Here is a 13,349-nt window from a genome sequence, read left to right on the forward strand (position 1 = left end):
CCTTTTTTCTCGCAATGTCAAAATAGAAAGGTTTTTGTTCCAATGTCTAAAGGGCGCAAGCGCACACCTGAGCATCTTAAGGTAGTTCGGGGCACGGATCGGGCGGATCGTCGAAATGACGATGCACCGGTGTGCGATGTCGCGCGTCCCGCGATGCCTGAAACCCTCTCAACAACTGCTCAGGAAAACTGGGACCGGTTCTGCGGCGTGCTTGAAGGCATGGGCGTATTGTCTCTCGCCGACGACATGGCACTGGAGATCTTGGTCGAAACCTACGCCCAGGTGCGCGAGGCCCAGGAGATCATCGACGCCGAGGGCACGCACTACGAAACAACCAGCTCTACTGGCGGCACGATGATCCGTCAGCATCCGGCTGTGGCAATGAGATCTGATGCCTCTCGTCGCTTTCAGTCACTCATGTCGGAGTTTGGTCTGACACCAGCAAGTAGATCTCGTGTCAGCGCTACCGATGGTGGGGCGAAGCAAGACGATCCGGCCGCGAAATATGGCTTCTGAAGCACGCGATCCTGTTCGGAAATACGCCAAGGCGGTGGTTTCCGGGAAAGAGATCGCCGGCCCGCACGTCCGCGCCGCTTGTCAGCGCCATCTGGATGACCTTGAGAACGGGCAAAAGCGTGGGCTTTGGTTCGATCATGAAGCTGCACAGCGGGCGATGGATTTTTTCCCTGACATCTTGCGCCTTAACGGTGGACAGTTTGAGGGTGTCCCGTTCAAGCTCCACCCGTCCCAGGAGTTTATCATCGGATCTCTGTTCGGCTGGAAGATGGCCTCTGGCGTCCGTCGCTTCCGAACCTCCTACATCGAGATGGGAAAGGGTAACGGAAAGTCACCGCTGGCCGGCGGGATCGGTCTCTACATGATGCTCGCCGACAATGAAGCCGGTGCCCAGATCTACGCGGCCGCAACGAAGACCGACCAGGCAAGGATCCTCTTCGATGATGCTGTGAAAATGGTGAAGCAGAGCCCGGCGTTGATGCGCGCTCTGGATTTGTCAGGTGCCAATCCGGTTCATACCATTTCGCACCTGCCGACCTCTGGTTTCTTCAAGCCGATCTCAAAGGAATCCGGGAAGACAGGATCCGGTCCGCGGCCGCATTGCGGATTGATTGACGAACTTCATGAGCATCCAAACCGCGACATCACGGAGATGATCGAGCGTGGGTTCAAGTTCCGTCAGAATCCTCTTCTTTTCCAGATCACCAACTCCGGCTCTGACCGCAGCAGCTACTGCTACGAACAGCACGAGCTGGCCGTGAAAGCTGCGCACCGGTCGCATGAAGAAAGCGATCTCGCAGCCTTCGACCGCCTGTTCTCGTATGTCTGTGCGCTTGATGAGGAAGACGATCCTCTTTGGATCGGAGAAAATGGAGAGCTGCCGGTCGATGTTTGGAAAAAGGCAAACCCACTTCTCGGCGTAATTCTCACTGAAGAATATCTCGCCGACAATGCAGCCCAGGCGCGGGCCGCAAAGGGCAAGGCAAACGGCATCAAACGTCTCCATTTTTGTATGTGGACTGATGCGGCATCGGCATGGCTTCCATTCAATTTGTGGGTCGCCGCTGAGGATCCCGACATGATCGAAGATGAAATGACCGAAGGCTGCAAGATTGGTCTCGATCTCTCAGCAAAGCAGGACCTCACCGGCATGGCTCGCTGCTATCCGGACGGATTTACACCGGAAGGCCACCCCAAATTTTCTCTCTTCGTGACCGGCTATACGCCGGAAGACAGCCTGCAAGAGAGGGCAAAGAGGGACAAGGCCAAGTATGTCGAATGGGCCGAGGATGGGCACCTGATCGCGACTCCTGGAAAGGTCGTGAAGTTCGAGCAGATTGTCAGGGACATTGATGAGCTGGGAAGCCGTGTTCCGATCGACGCGATCGTCTACGACAATTTTCTCTTCAACAAGTTCGAGGAGACCATGGAAGACCTTGGCGTCGACTACCCGAGGATGGAACACCCCCAGGGTCCCCGTCGTCGACAGAACAGCCCGCTCTGCATGAACGATAGCATCGAGGCGTTCGAGGAGCTTTTGCTGGAAGGCCGCATCAGGATTGCCATCAATCCAGCCCTGAGATCGGCCGTCGCGTCTGCGGTCGTTGTATCCAGCCCATCAGAGCAGAGGTATCTCGACAAGAAGAAAAGCACGGCCAGGATCGACTTGGCAGTTGCCTCCATCATGGCTGTTGGCGCAGCCGTCGAAGGAGCCGTCGAGGCCACATCTCCTTCTTATCTGGAAGAAGAAGAGATGATGTTTATATGAACCTGAATCCGCTCACTTGGCTAAAAAAGTCCTCCGCGATGTCATTGGATCAGGTTGCGGATCTATTTGGCTTCGCTGGATACTCTCGTGCTGGCAGCAAGACAGTGAATGAAACCACCGCCATGGAGGTTTCTGCCGTATTTTGTGCTGTCAGAGTTATCGCTGAGGGAGTGGCCTCAATGCCGCTGGCATTGAAAGAAGACACATATGGCTCCGATGACCTGAAAAGGACAAGGGTTCTGCGGGATCACTGGGCACATAAGCTGCTCAATGACCGCCCAAATCCTTGGATGACCTCATATGAGTTCGTCGAGTGGATGACTATGCAGGCGGCACTCGGAAAGGCTGCATTGGCGGTCAAGAACACTGTCCGTGACGAAGTCCGAGAGCTTATACCCGTGCCGCATGGTGCCTGGTCTGTTGAGCAGACTTCATCTTCAGGTCTTGTTTATCGCGTCACCTTCATTGACGGCACGAGTGAAGTGTTCTCTGAAAGGCAGGTTTTTGTAGTTCGCGGTCCATCGCTGGATGGATACTCAGCTCTGCCAGCGGTCAAGGCGGCTGGCGATGCGATCGCTCTGGCAATGGTAACAGAGCAGCAGCAAAAGAGCTTTGTTGCAGGCGGTATAAATCCGTCGGGCTTTTTGACTATTGAGCCAGGCGTTAAGCCTGAGGTTCGTGAAAAGCTCAAGAATAGCTTCTCAACGCAGTTTCGTGCAGGTGGAGACGGCGGAATTGGACTGCTCGATTTCGGCGCGAAATTTGAGCCGATGACAATGACCTCGGTTGATGCCCAGCTTTTAGAAACTCGGCGCTTTCAAATCGAAGAGATCGCCCGCGCATTCCGTGTCCAACCGATAATGCTGATGCAAGCTGATAAGGCGGCAACATATGCCAGTGCGGAGCAAATGTTCCGGATGCACGTCACTCACACGCTCATGCCCTGGGTGCGTCGCTGGGAAGAAGCATTGCGCCGCGACATTCTCGGATTGAGCAACAGCCTGTATTTCGATTTTGACGAGAGATCACTGCTGCGCGGTGATCACAAGGACCAAGCCGAATATTACACCAAAGCACTTGGCGCAGGCGGGCAGGGCGCCTGGATGAAGCCCAATGAGGTTCGTGTCGACATGGGCTTAAACCCCGTTGACGAGCCCTGGGCAAATGAATTGTCACGAGGCGCAATGGAAGCGCGCGAAGCCGCCACCGGGGCCACATCTCCTTCTCAAGACGAATGAGAATGCGGTGATATGGAAAAACGGTTTTTCGATTTTGAGGTAAAAGCAGCCGGTGAGGGTCGCAAGATCTCCGGCTATGGCTCCGTGTTTGGCAGCCGCGATCTCGGCGGGGATGTTGTAATGCCGGGCGCTTTTGCGAAATCCATCGCGTCCGGTCGCAAGGTCCGGATGCTCTTCCAGCATGACTCGAACAAGGTCATCGGAAAATGGACCAAGGCATACGAAGACGAAAACGGGCTGCACCTCGAAGGTGAGCTGGCCGACACGCCGCGCGGAAACGAGATCCACACCCTTCTGAAAATGGATGCGATCTCGGGCCTTTCGATCGGCTATCGCACCGTCAAAGACGAATGGCGCGACAACTCCCGGCTCCTTCACGAGCTGGATCTGATGGAAGTCAGCGTCGTGACCTTCCCGATGAACGAACTCTCCAATGTCGACGCGGTTAAAGCCGCGACCATGGAGAAGAAAGATTTCGAGGAAAAACTCACGCGTGACGCTGGGCTTTCTCGGGGAGTTGCCAGGGCTTTGCTCAGCGGCGGCTTCGACGCGGTCAAGTCCATGCCTGGCGCTGGAAATGACGGTGAGCGTGAGATGATCGAGATGCTGAAGTCTTGGTCGAAAAAATAACAAAAAGAGGAATGAGCAGTAATGACTCCTGAAACAAAACAAGCATTTGATGAGGCAACGAAGGCGGTTCACGATCTTCGAGCTGAAGTCGATGCGCTGAAAGGCAAGTCCGCTGACGTCATTGACGCAGCTAAGCTTGCAAAGGCTGAGGCTGATCTGGCTACCAAATTCGATGCCGAGCAGAAAGCCATCGCCGAGCGTCTCGACAAGATCGAAACCGCAGCCAACCGCCCTGGCGTGGCAGGTAATGCAGAGAAAGAAGACAAGCACGCCGAAATGATTGACGCCTATCTTCGTAAAGGCGCCGAGCCTGATGAGCTGAAGGCGATGGCGAGCAACAGCCAGACCGACGGCGGCGTTATGATCCACTCCGCAATGCGCGAAGGCATCCAAACCCGTCTGCGCCGGAGCTCTGCAATCCGCGAGCTGGCCTCCGTAATCACTTTCGATGGTGGTTCTTACGATATCTTGGTCGAGCGTGGCGATGCCGGCTACGAATGGGCCGGAGAAACGCAGGAGCGGAATGAGACGGGCACCCCGACAATCAATCGGATTTCCATCTCGACGCACGAACTGTCCGCGATGCCGAAGGTTTCGCAATTCCTCCTGAACAACGCCAGCTTCGACCTGGAATCTTTCCTGGTCAACAAAGTCACAGATCGTTTCATCCGCGCTGAAGAAGGTTCGTTCCTGAACGGCAATGGCGTCAACAAGCCCAAAGGCCTGCTGACCTATGCGATGACTGCTCAAAATGACGCTGAGCGCGCTGCTGAGAAGTTCCAGTTCCGGAACAGTGGCGCCAACGGCGACATCGACGGCGATGTTCTGGTGAAGGCCTTCTACGACCTCCAGGGCGCATACCAAGCCAACGCAACCTGGCTGATGAAGAACAGCACGGCTGCCCGTGTTGCGACTCTGAAAGATGGTGACGGCAACTTCATGCTGCGCGAAATCCTGAACGGCGACGGCAACGTCACCCGCACGATCCAGGGTCGCCCGATCTCCATCGCTGACGACATGCCTGCGCTTGCCGCTGGTTCTCTGTCGCTCGCCGTTGGTGACATCGCCTCCGCCTATACCATCGTCGATGGCAAGTCGGTCACTGTTCTGCGCGACCCGTTCTCGGCCAAGCCGAATGTCCTGTTTTACTGCACCAAGCGTGTCGGTGGCGGGGCTACGGATTTCGACGCGGTCAAGTTCATCAAGGCCTCGGTCTGAGGCCTGCAAGGGAAGGAATAAGAATATGCGTATGACTGACATTCGCTCTGCGACCACGGTCGCACAAGGTATCGTTGCAACGCTGGCGGATGGAAATCCGCTGGCAGGCAACATTGTAGACATGGCCGACTATGGCCATGCCGTCCTGGTCACCGGTGCCGGCACTGCTGGCGTCACCTTTGAAGTCCAGGAAAGCGACACCAAGGCAGATGCTGATTTCGCGGCTGTCGCTGCTGATGAGCTGCTCGGTTCCATCACGGCCTCCGACGCAACCGGATCGGTCGGTTATGTCGGCTACAAGCGGTATGTCCGCGTTGTTGCAACCGGTGCGGCTGATGCCGTGGTTTCCGCAGCCTGGGTTCTTCAGGCACCTCGCTACATGCCTGCCGCCGTTTCGGCCCAAGACATCGCCGCCGAGTAATCCATGATGGGGCGGCTTCGGCCGCCCTTTTCATTTCACGGAGAGTACCATGCCCAAACTCAAGAGAGATTTTCACGCCGTTCCGGACGGTGAGATCTACCCGCGCTGGTTCGTCGCAGGCGAGGAAGTGACTGGTTCGGTTGCGATTGCAGCTGGCCAGGAAGGTTTCCTGTTGGATGAGCAGAACTCCAAAAAATCCGCTTCACGCCGCAAGGCCCTGAAGGCTGCCCCCGAAAACAAGGCTGACTGACATGTTGACGCTCGACGAAGCAAAGGTGCATCTGCGTGTCGATGGCAGTGATGAGGACTCGTATATCGAAGGCCTGGTCGCGGTTGCGTCCGAGTATGTTCAAGGCATGGTGACTCCTGCTGCGGCTGACGGCGCAGAGCCTGTCGTGCCGGCAGTGAATGAGACACAGCGGCATGCAGCGCGTCTTCTTGTCGGGCACTGGTATGAGAACCGCGAAGCAGTTGCGCAGGGCACGATCGTTCCGAAAGTTCCATTCGCAGTAGAGATGCTCCTGACATTCAATCGCCCGGCGGAGTCCTTCTTCTAATGGCCGCCGGAAAACTCGATCGCCGCATAACGCTCCAGCGCGCCACCGTCACCGATGACGGCTTTTCATCTGACGGGGAAATCTCCTGGTCTGACATCGCGACAGTTTGGGCATCTGCCACGCCTGTGCGCGACGCAGAGAAGATCGCCGCCGGCCAGGTTCTCGCGACAATCATGTATCGTTTCGAGATCCGGTTTTCTTCGACTGTTGCGGACCTCGGCCCCGCCGATCGCGTCATCTTTGATGGTAAGGATTTCAACATCCTTGGCGTCAAGCCGCTCGGCCGCCGTGAGGGATTTGAAATCACTGCAGCTGCGGAGTTGGGCTGATGGCAAGAGATGGCGTCAGTTTTAAGGTCGATGGTTTCAAAGAACTCGACAATGCTCTGAAAGAACTCGGAAATAGCCAAGGAAAGCAAGTCGTGCGCCGCTCATTGAAGCAGCTCGGCAATCCAATTGCTGAAGAAGCTAAAGACCTGGCGCCGATCGACAACACGCGCGATGACGGACCGCATCTCTATGAACAGATCGCGGTCAGTTCCAGTCTTGATCCACAACATCGCCGCCGGCTCGCGAAGTCCAAAGGGACCGTCGACATATTTGTTGGGCCCGGAAAAAAGGCTTTTCACGCGCACTTGCAGGAGTTCGGAACAGAGCATCACGCAGCGCAGCCGTTCATGCGACCTGCATGGGACCGACACAAGGGCGCGCTGATGGTGCGACTGAAGAGCCTGCTTTGGGAGAACATTCAGCGCCGCTTAAGATTGAACGCCGCAGCTGCAGCCCGAGCTGCCAAGAAAGGCAAATGAGATGAAACAGGAACTTAGAACTCTGATCTCCGCAGCAGTAACGGCATCAGTTGACTGGGGGTCTCGCATTCAAGGCGCGAAGTATCCAGGTGTCGTGTTGCAGTCCGTTTCGAAAAACGGAAGTCACACATTCGACGGTCCCGACGGAACGTTTGTGTCTCGTGTCCAGGTCGATGTTTACGCGGAGAAATACCGCGAAGCAGAGACTATCTCCCAGGAGATCCTCAATCAAATTGACGGATACAGAGGCGGAAAAATCATGATGATTTTCTTCCGTGCCGAGCGAGACGGTCGCGAAGCCGGCGACACGAAGCGCCCATTCCGCATTTCTCAGGACTTCGAAATCCACTGGCGCCTTTGACGCGCGAACTCTGGCTGCGGGCCACATCTCCTGAATAACGAATATTCAAACCAGGAGAGCTTAAATGCCCGCAGAAAAGCCGGATATCGGCCACGGATCCACCGCTGAGATTTCGGTCGACGGCGGCACCACATTCATTTCCGTCGACAGAATGGAAGGTATCGAGTTTCCAAACCCTACCTTCGATGATGTTGACGTTACTCACTTTAGCTCACCAAATCGCACGCGAGAATTCATCGCTGGACTCGGTGATAACGGAGAGGTCACGATCTCTTTCCAACACCTCCCCGGTTCAACTCTTGATGTCGCACTGCGCGCTGCCCTCGGCTCCAATGCTGTGCTGCGCCTCGTCGAGAACGGTGGCGTTGCGGAAGACTTCGACGTGGTCGTGAAGGGTTATCAGCGCAACATCCCGATGGATGACAAGATGACTGCTGCACTGACGCTGCGCGTTGGTGGTGAGTGGGAGTCCGTATAATGGCAAAAGGGAACAGGATCCGGGGTGAAGCCTCTGTCGTGATCGAGGGCAAGACCTACACGATCGTCATCGACATGAACGCGATCGCTGGCGTCGAAGATGCAACCAACAGCTCATGGGCTCTGATCGCCGGCCGTATGGCAAACGACCTCGGTCGCTTCTCTGACATGCGCCACATTCTTCATCAGGGACTGCTTCGCAATCATCCGGACGCCACTCTGACTCTGGCCGGTGACATTCTCTCTTACGATGATGGAATGGAAGCCGTCTCCAAGGCGATCGCGGCTGCATTTCCTCAAGAGGAAAATTCAGATGGTGAGTCGGGAAACGCGATACCCGCGGCGAAATAAGTCGCGGGTGGGACTGGGACGCCATGATCGAGGCAGGGATCTCGGTTGGCGTCTGTGAGGATGAGTTCTGGCTTATGACCCCGCGCCAGTATTGGCGCCGACTGAAAGGGGAAGGGGGCAGGCTCAAGCGTGAAAATGAAGCCAGGATCGAGCAGGTATGGCTCGGCGAGGTTCTGCATCGCGTCAAGAAAGTGCCGAAACTCGAAAAGCTCCTCGGCAAAGAAAAGCCGGAAAAGGTCAGTATCTCCGAAGGATTTGCTCGGATCCGAGAAATGGCAATGAAAGCAAAGCAGGCCAGGGAGGCCGAAACGAAATGATGATCGGCGGCCTCTTTGCCAAGCTTAGCTTGAACACTGCGTCATTCGAAAAGGGCGTTAAAAACGCTCGTCAGACGATGGCTCGGATGGCACGGGACATGAAGGTGGCGGCCGTCGGTGCCGCTGCTGCTGGTGCTGCTCTCGGAACGATGGGGGCTGCCGCAGTTCAGTCAGCGCGGGAGGTCGAGCGTCTGTCTCAGATGGCCGGTGCCGCGCCGCGAGACCTGCAGCGTTGGAGTGCTGCCAGCCGCAAAGTTGGTATTGACCAGGAAAAGCTCGCTGACATTCTGAAAGACGTGAATGATCGCGTCGGTGACTTTGCTGCGACCGGCGGCGGGCCTATGAAAGATTTCTTTGAGAATATTGGGCCAAAGGTCGGCGTGACTGCCGATATGTTCAAGGACCTGTCCGGACCTGATGCTCTGCAGCTCTATGTGTCGAGCCTTGAAAAAGCCGGCCTGAACCAGCAGCAGATGACCTTCTATATGGAAGCGATGGCGAGCGATGCCACGCTGCTCCTGCCACTTCTGAGAAATGGCGGCATCGAGATGGAGCGTCTCGGCGACGCCGCTGAAGCTGCAGGCCTGGTAATGTCCAAGGAGATGATCGGAAACCTGACCGCAGCCGGTGCTGCTGTCGATGGCGTTCGCAACACATTCGTCGGAATGCGAAACACTATCATGTCTGAAATGGCACCCGCATTTACTCGACTTGCAGGTGCCATACGGGAGTCGATGAAAGAGGGCGGTGCTATCCGCGTTGTCTTTGAAGCTATTGCGAATAACGCGGGACGGATTTCTTCATATGTCATGGCCGCTGCTGGCGCATTCGGTATCTATGCTGGTGCCGTAGCTGTGGCGACAGCAATGACGATGGGCTTCAAGCGTCTGCTTGTGCGCACTGGAATAGGAGCGCTGGTAGTTCTTCTTGGCGAAGCAACTCATCAATTCATGCGCGTCGCCGGAGCCGTTGGCTCTGTCGGTGAGGCATTCGGACTTTTCAAGGACTTGGCCAAGGGTGCTGTCAACTACGCCGTTGAGGCGTTCTTTTGGTTTGGTAATAGAGCGATTGGAGTGATGCGTGGGCTGGTTCTCGCATCCAAGCAGATCTTCCTGGGCTTCGGAGATGCCGTGAAAGCCGGCGTGGTCGTAGCGATGAACGGAATGATCCGCATCATTACAGGTGCAATCAACGCTGTCATCGGTCAGATCCGCTCTGTCCAGTTCGCAATCAATGCTGCGATGAACAAGCTTCCAGGCTTCGACGGCAAGGTGATCGAATACACCCCGTTTCTCAAAGCTGAGAACATCGGAATGGAGTACATCGGGAATGCAGTCGAAGCTGGCAAGAAAGTCGGCGAGGCGTTCATGAAAGGACTGAACACAGACACCGCTGCTGCTCCCAAAATCTTCGACGTACCGACAATCTCAGAGCAGGTCGCGAAAATCGGCGGCATCCTTCGCGGCGCAGAAGCTCGCACGAAAGCCGCGAACTCCGCCGCCTCAGATCTGAACACCACCCTTGCAAGTCTGGGTGACACGAATGACGGCGGTGCAGCCGGTGGTGCAAAAGAAGCTTCTGACGCGATCAAGGCACTCGAAGAGCAGATCCGGACAACGAAGTCGAATGTTGGCCAGATGCGTGATGCGTTCGCAGGTGCATTCTCTTCGATTGTTACGAAGTCTGCGACAGCGGGCGAGGCTGTCGGACGGCTGCTATCAAGGTTTGCTGACATGCTTGCGAACAAAGCATTCCAGGGCCTCTGGAACGGCACCCTCGGAAGCGGTGTCAATGCGGGCGGTGGCTCGAACTGGCTCGGTCAGATCGGCAATGCGATCTTTGGCAGCCTGCCTGGCTTCGCGACCGGCACGCCGTTCGCGCCGGGTGGCCTGGCCATGGTCGGCGAGCGTGGCCCCGAGCTTGTGAACCTGCCGCGCGGATCGCGTGTGTTCGATGCGCAGCGCACACAAGGCCTGGTCGATGGCGGCACCCGCGGCCAGCTCGCAATCGCCCTGGCAGACGGTCTCAAGGCAGAGTGGATCGGCGAAGCTGGTGCGCAGAGCGTTCAGATCGTTCAGTCCGGAATTCAGCAATACGACCGCCAAATGCCTGGCCGTCTTAATCAAATCGCATCAGACCCGAGGACACGCGGATGAGCTTCATTTTTCCACTGCAATTCAGAGAGTTCGCAGCCGGACTTCGTGTAAATTCGCAAGAGTTTGATCTGTCGGAAAGTCTCCGCGTCACAGAAGACGGCGGAGGCCGGATGCTTGTTTCTGAATCTGGCCCGCGGCTGTGGCAGGGGTCGTTGACAATCACGACGGATACACATGTCGCACAAGACCAGGCACAGGCGCTGGCACAAGTTATGCGCTCTGCCGGCGCTTCATTCTTGATCGGAAACCTGAAAAGGAAATTTCCAAAGGCCGATCCCATGGGTTCTATCCTGGGCGCGGCTTCGGTGACACTGTCTGCGCCTATTACCGGATCGAACACGATCAGTCTGTCTGGTTTACCGTCCGGATATGTTCTGACGGCAGGCGATTATCTTTCCTTCGCATACGGCGACGAAGACGAAAAAGTAGCTCTTCACCAGGTCACGGTTGGCGGCGTTGCGGAGACTGACGGCACGCTGACTGTCGGCGTGGTTTCCCGCGTTCGCCCTGGAGCTTTCGACGGTGCTGCGGTGACGCTCATCGGTGCTGCGTGTAAGGCGATTATCGTACCAGGATCTTTCAAAGCCGGTCGCATCGGTCTCGCGTCGACATCTGGCTTCTCATTCTCATTCAAGCAGACGTTGAGGTGATAGGGTGTTGATTTCAAACAAGATGCAATTGGCGCTTCAAACCGGCGCGGTTATCCCAAGATGGCTTGTTTGGGTTTGCGCAAAAGACGAAAGTACAGGAGAGCTGCAGAAGTTCGGACTCTGGTCCGGAGATGATGATGCGTCTTTTGAAATTGATGGTGAAGTGCGTGAATACCTTGCCTCCGGCGGCTTTATCACGATGAGTGACCCGACATATGAAGCCGGAACAAATGTTCAGAAACAACGACTTACTTTCAGTATGTTATCTGATGAAGTTAAGGCCGCAGTTCAGCAATACTCACTGCGTCTTGCTCCTGTCGAAATCCATCTGACTTTGCATGACGTTGAAACATGGGAAATCGTTGATGTCGCCAGAGCGTTCAAAGGAACCGTCGAAGACCCCGCCATAAGCGACAGCGCGAAATCAGACTCCGGCACCTCATCTTCCACGCTCGAACTGTCGCTTGTTTCGACTTCTCGTGCAGGAACTCGAACACTTGCCGCGAAGAAAAGTGCGGCGTCACTCCGACTGCGAAATGAATCTGACAGGGGGCGTGCGTATGCTGATCTTGCGGGTGCTGATATCGATGTCGAGTGGGGAGAGGAAGACAGTTCAGGTTATTTTGTCCGCCGGTAGCGGCGGGCAGGCCACATCTCCTGAGTATGGAATATTATTCAATTCAGCCTGTTGAACTAACTGCGCCGCTCGTCGAGGTCAGCGGCGGAATTGCGACTGACTATACAGATGAAAATGGCGTAGATTTTACGCTTGTCGAGATAAAGAATACTGAACTCATTGAAGTTTCGGTATCCGGATGGATTGAAGTTGAGTCTGTCGGAGGATCGGGGGGTGGCGGCAGCGGTCGTTCTTCCGAATTCGGAGAAGGCGGTGGCGGCGGTGGCGGCGCAGGTGGTGTTTCTTGTGTGAGGATTTTTGTTTTTGCGGGGACTTACGAAGCGATAATCGGTAGCGGCGGCGCGACGGAAGGAAATGGCTCTGCGAGCTCTATTTTTGGAGTTGTTGGGAGAGGCGGCGGCGGAGCAACAACTGCAAGTAACGGTCAGCAACAGCTGACTTCCCAATCTGGCGGGTCCGGCGGCGGGGCTTCTCGGAGGCTCACTAATTCATACGGTGCAAATTCAACTCAGTGCGAGGAGCCGTTCAGCGGTCGGGGCGGATCGGGCGGTCATTCGTCAACGGGTGGCGGTGGCGGCGGTGGCGGCGCAGGTGGAAATGGTGGTACCAGTTACAGTATGGCACCAGGCGCAGGCGGCGCAGGCGCTTACAGCATGTTGACAGAGACGCCGGTTCTTCAAGCTGCCGGGGGTCCGGGGGGTGCTGGGCTCGGTGACGCAGCGAACGGTCAGAGCGGCGCGCAAAATTCAGGCAACGGCGGTGGTGGCGGTGATAACGGCCCAGGCGGTGGCCTTGGCGGTAATGGTGCGTCCGGAATTATCCGCCTCAGATTTGAAAGGTAGTAGTCAAAAATGGCAAACTACGCAGTAATCTCAAGGACGCCTGTCGACTATCTTCCCGTCGCACATGAAGTGCAGCGCGTTCTTGTTGTCGATAATGAACTCCTGCTCGATGAAGGCGGCGTTGAGCAGTCACAGCGCGGAGTAGACTGGCTGAAATGGCTTCTCAATGTCGACGCTGTTCAAACATCATACACTTCATCAATTCGGCACCGCTATGCGTCTCCCGGTATGCTCTACTACGACCAGCTCGACATCTTCATTGAAGCCCGGCCGTATCCGTCATGGACGCTCGATGCATCCGGAAATTGGCAGCCCCCGATGCCCATGCCAGATGACGGCAAAGAATACGAGTGGAATGAAGAGACCAATTCCTGGATTTAACTGACCGCCGAATAACACCCC

At 56.0% G+C, this 13,349-nt stretch carries 19 protein-coding genes; all 19 read left to right on the forward strand.

Annotated elements, in window-relative coordinates; translation table 11 throughout:
• The first annotated feature begins 42 nt into the window (after positions 1-42).
• Entirely contained in the window at positions 43-516 is a 474-nt protein-coding gene (locus tag BMX57_RS06840; protein WP_092364077.1) for a phage terminase small subunit P27 family, read from the forward strand.
• Positions 506-2,284 (forward strand): terminase large subunit, encoded by a 1,779-nt coding sequence (locus BMX57_RS06845; protein WP_092364080.1) that lies wholly within the window; start codon positions 506-508, stop codon positions 2,282-2,284. Before BMX57_RS06840 ends, BMX57_RS06845 begins: the two co-directional genes overlap by 11 nt.
• On the forward strand, positions 2,281-3,522 hold the full coding sequence (locus BMX57_RS06850) for a phage portal protein (RefSeq protein WP_092364083.1): 1,242 nt from the start codon (positions 2,281-2,283) through the stop codon (positions 3,520-3,522). Before BMX57_RS06845 ends, BMX57_RS06850 begins: the two co-directional genes overlap by 4 nt.
• 12 nt (positions 3,523-3,534) lie before the next feature.
• A complete protein-coding gene (locus BMX57_RS06855) occupies positions 3,535-4,152 on the forward strand; it encodes an HK97 family phage prohead protease (RefSeq protein ID WP_092364086.1) in 618 nt (205 codons plus the stop codon).
• 21 nt (positions 4,153-4,173) lie between these two features.
• Positions 4,174-5,370 (forward strand): phage major capsid protein, encoded by a 1,197-nt coding sequence (locus BMX57_RS06860; protein ID WP_092364089.1) that lies wholly within the window; start codon positions 4,174-4,176, stop codon positions 5,368-5,370.
• Between the two features lie 25 nt (positions 5,371-5,395).
• Positions 5,396-5,791, forward strand: coding sequence for a hypothetical protein (locus BMX57_RS06865; RefSeq protein WP_177175407.1), 396 nt, complete (start codon positions 5,396-5,398; stop codon positions 5,789-5,791).
• A 49-nt stretch (positions 5,792-5,840) separates the two neighbouring features.
• Positions 5,841-6,041, forward strand: coding sequence for a hypothetical protein (locus BMX57_RS06870; protein WP_092364094.1), 201 nt, complete (start codon positions 5,841-5,843; stop codon positions 6,039-6,041).
• 1 nt (position 6,042) lies between these two features.
• Positions 6,043-6,348 carry a head-tail connector protein gene (locus tag BMX57_RS06875; RefSeq protein WP_092364097.1) on the forward strand — a complete coding sequence of 102 codons (306 nt, stop codon included), beginning with the start codon at positions 6,043-6,045 and terminating at the stop codon, positions 6,346-6,348.
• On the forward strand, positions 6,348-6,677 hold the full coding sequence (locus BMX57_RS06880) for a phage head closure protein (RefSeq protein ID WP_092364099.1): 330 nt from the start codon (positions 6,348-6,350) through the stop codon (positions 6,675-6,677). Before BMX57_RS06875 ends, BMX57_RS06880 begins: the two co-directional genes overlap by 1 nt.
• A complete protein-coding gene (locus BMX57_RS06885; protein ID WP_092364102.1) occupies positions 6,677-7,156 on the forward strand; it encodes an HK97-gp10 family putative phage morphogenesis protein in 480 nt (159 codons plus the stop codon). The genes BMX57_RS06880 and BMX57_RS06885 overlap by 1 nt, the downstream gene beginning before the upstream one ends.
• A gap of 1 nt (position 7,157) precedes the next feature.
• Positions 7,158-7,517, forward strand: a complete 360-nt coding sequence (locus BMX57_RS06890; protein ID WP_092364105.1) for a DUF3168 domain-containing protein — start codon at positions 7,158-7,160, stop codon at positions 7,515-7,517.
• A gap of 64 nt (positions 7,518-7,581) precedes the next feature.
• Positions 7,582-7,995 carry a phage tail tube protein gene (locus tag BMX57_RS06895; protein WP_092364108.1) on the forward strand — a complete coding sequence of 138 codons (414 nt, stop codon included), beginning with the start codon at positions 7,582-7,584 and terminating at the stop codon, positions 7,993-7,995.
• Positions 7,995-8,345 (forward strand): gene transfer agent family protein, encoded by a 351-nt coding sequence (locus BMX57_RS06900; protein WP_143057902.1) that lies wholly within the window; start codon positions 7,995-7,997, stop codon positions 8,343-8,345. Before BMX57_RS06895 ends, BMX57_RS06900 begins: the two co-directional genes overlap by 1 nt.
• Before the next feature lie 23 nt (positions 8,346-8,368).
• A complete protein-coding gene (locus BMX57_RS06905; RefSeq protein ID WP_092364114.1) occupies positions 8,369-8,662 on the forward strand; it encodes a hypothetical protein in 294 nt (97 codons plus the stop codon).
• Entirely contained in the window at positions 8,659-10,818 is a 2,160-nt protein-coding gene (locus tag BMX57_RS06910; protein ID WP_092364117.1) for a hypothetical protein, read from the forward strand. The genes BMX57_RS06905 and BMX57_RS06910 overlap by 4 nt, the downstream gene beginning before the upstream one ends.
• Positions 10,815-11,468 carry a hypothetical protein gene (locus tag BMX57_RS20350; RefSeq protein WP_143057903.1) on the forward strand — a complete coding sequence of 218 codons (654 nt, stop codon included), beginning with the start codon at positions 10,815-10,817 and terminating at the stop codon, positions 11,466-11,468. Before BMX57_RS06910 ends, BMX57_RS20350 begins: the two co-directional genes overlap by 4 nt.
• A 4-nt stretch (positions 11,469-11,472) precedes the next feature.
• Positions 11,473-12,105, forward strand: a complete 633-nt coding sequence (locus BMX57_RS20355; protein ID WP_143057904.1) for a sugar porter family MFS transporter — start codon at positions 11,473-11,475, stop codon at positions 12,103-12,105.
• 26 nt (positions 12,106-12,131) lie between these two features.
• Positions 12,132-12,947, forward strand: coding sequence for a glycine-rich domain-containing protein (locus tag BMX57_RS21080; RefSeq protein WP_373283090.1), 816 nt, complete (start codon positions 12,132-12,134; stop codon positions 12,945-12,947).
• Between the two features lie 9 nt (positions 12,948-12,956).
• Positions 12,957-13,328 (forward strand): hypothetical protein, encoded by a 372-nt coding sequence (locus tag BMX57_RS20365; protein WP_143057906.1) that lies wholly within the window; start codon positions 12,957-12,959, stop codon positions 13,326-13,328.
• Positions 13,329-13,349: the final 21 nt, after the last annotated feature.

This window comes from Cribrihabitans marinus, assembly GCF_900109035.1.
Classification (GTDB): Bacteria; Pseudomonadota; Alphaproteobacteria; order Rhodobacterales; family Rhodobacteraceae; genus Cribrihabitans; species Cribrihabitans marinus.

Bases quoted from the DNA above. Each gene is read 5' to 3' on its own strand.
- BMX57_RS21080 (WP_373283090.1), top strand. From the start codon at position 12,132: ATGGAATATTATTCAATTCAGCCTGTTGAACTAACTGCGCCGCTCGTC.
- BMX57_RS06900 (WP_143057902.1), top strand. From the start codon at position 7,995: ATGGCAAAAGGGAACAGGATCCGGGGTGAAGCCTCTGTCGTGATCGAG.
- BMX57_RS06850 (WP_092364083.1), top strand. From the start codon at position 2,281: ATGAACCTGAATCCGCTCACTTGGCTAAAAAAGTCCTCCGCGATGTCA.
- BMX57_RS06905 (WP_092364114.1), top strand. From the start codon at position 8,369: ATGATCGAGGCAGGGATCTCGGTTGGCGTCTGTGAGGATGAGTTCTGG.
- BMX57_RS06880 (WP_092364099.1), top strand. From the start codon at position 6,348: ATGGCCGCCGGAAAACTCGATCGCCGCATAACGCTCCAGCGCGCCACC.
- BMX57_RS06875 (WP_092364097.1), top strand. From the start codon at position 6,043: ATGTTGACGCTCGACGAAGCAAAGGTGCATCTGCGTGTCGATGGCAGT.
- BMX57_RS06890 (WP_092364105.1), top strand. From the start codon at position 7,158: ATGAAACAGGAACTTAGAACTCTGATCTCCGCAGCAGTAACGGCATCA.
- BMX57_RS20350 (WP_143057903.1), top strand. From the start codon at position 10,815: ATGAGCTTCATTTTTCCACTGCAATTCAGAGAGTTCGCAGCCGGACTT.
- BMX57_RS06855 (WP_092364086.1), top strand. From the start codon at position 3,535: ATGGAAAAACGGTTTTTCGATTTTGAGGTAAAAGCAGCCGGTGAGGGT.
- BMX57_RS06895 (WP_092364108.1), top strand. From the start codon at position 7,582: ATGCCCGCAGAAAAGCCGGATATCGGCCACGGATCCACCGCTGAGATT.
- BMX57_RS06865 (WP_177175407.1), top strand. From the start codon at position 5,396: ATGCGTATGACTGACATTCGCTCTGCGACCACGGTCGCACAAGGTATC.
- BMX57_RS20365 (WP_143057906.1), top strand. From the start codon at position 12,957: ATGGCAAACTACGCAGTAATCTCAAGGACGCCTGTCGACTATCTTCCC.
- BMX57_RS06845 (WP_092364080.1), top strand. From the start codon at position 506: ATGGCTTCTGAAGCACGCGATCCTGTTCGGAAATACGCCAAGGCGGTG.
- BMX57_RS06910 (WP_092364117.1), top strand. From the start codon at position 8,659: ATGATGATCGGCGGCCTCTTTGCCAAGCTTAGCTTGAACACTGCGTCA.
- BMX57_RS06860 (WP_092364089.1), top strand. From the start codon at position 4,174: ATGACTCCTGAAACAAAACAAGCATTTGATGAGGCAACGAAGGCGGTT.
- BMX57_RS06885 (WP_092364102.1), top strand. From the start codon at position 6,677: ATGGCAAGAGATGGCGTCAGTTTTAAGGTCGATGGTTTCAAAGAACTC.
- BMX57_RS06840 (WP_092364077.1), top strand. From the start codon at position 43: ATGTCTAAAGGGCGCAAGCGCACACCTGAGCATCTTAAGGTAGTTCGG.
- BMX57_RS06870 (WP_092364094.1), top strand. From the start codon at position 5,841: ATGCCCAAACTCAAGAGAGATTTTCACGCCGTTCCGGACGGTGAGATC.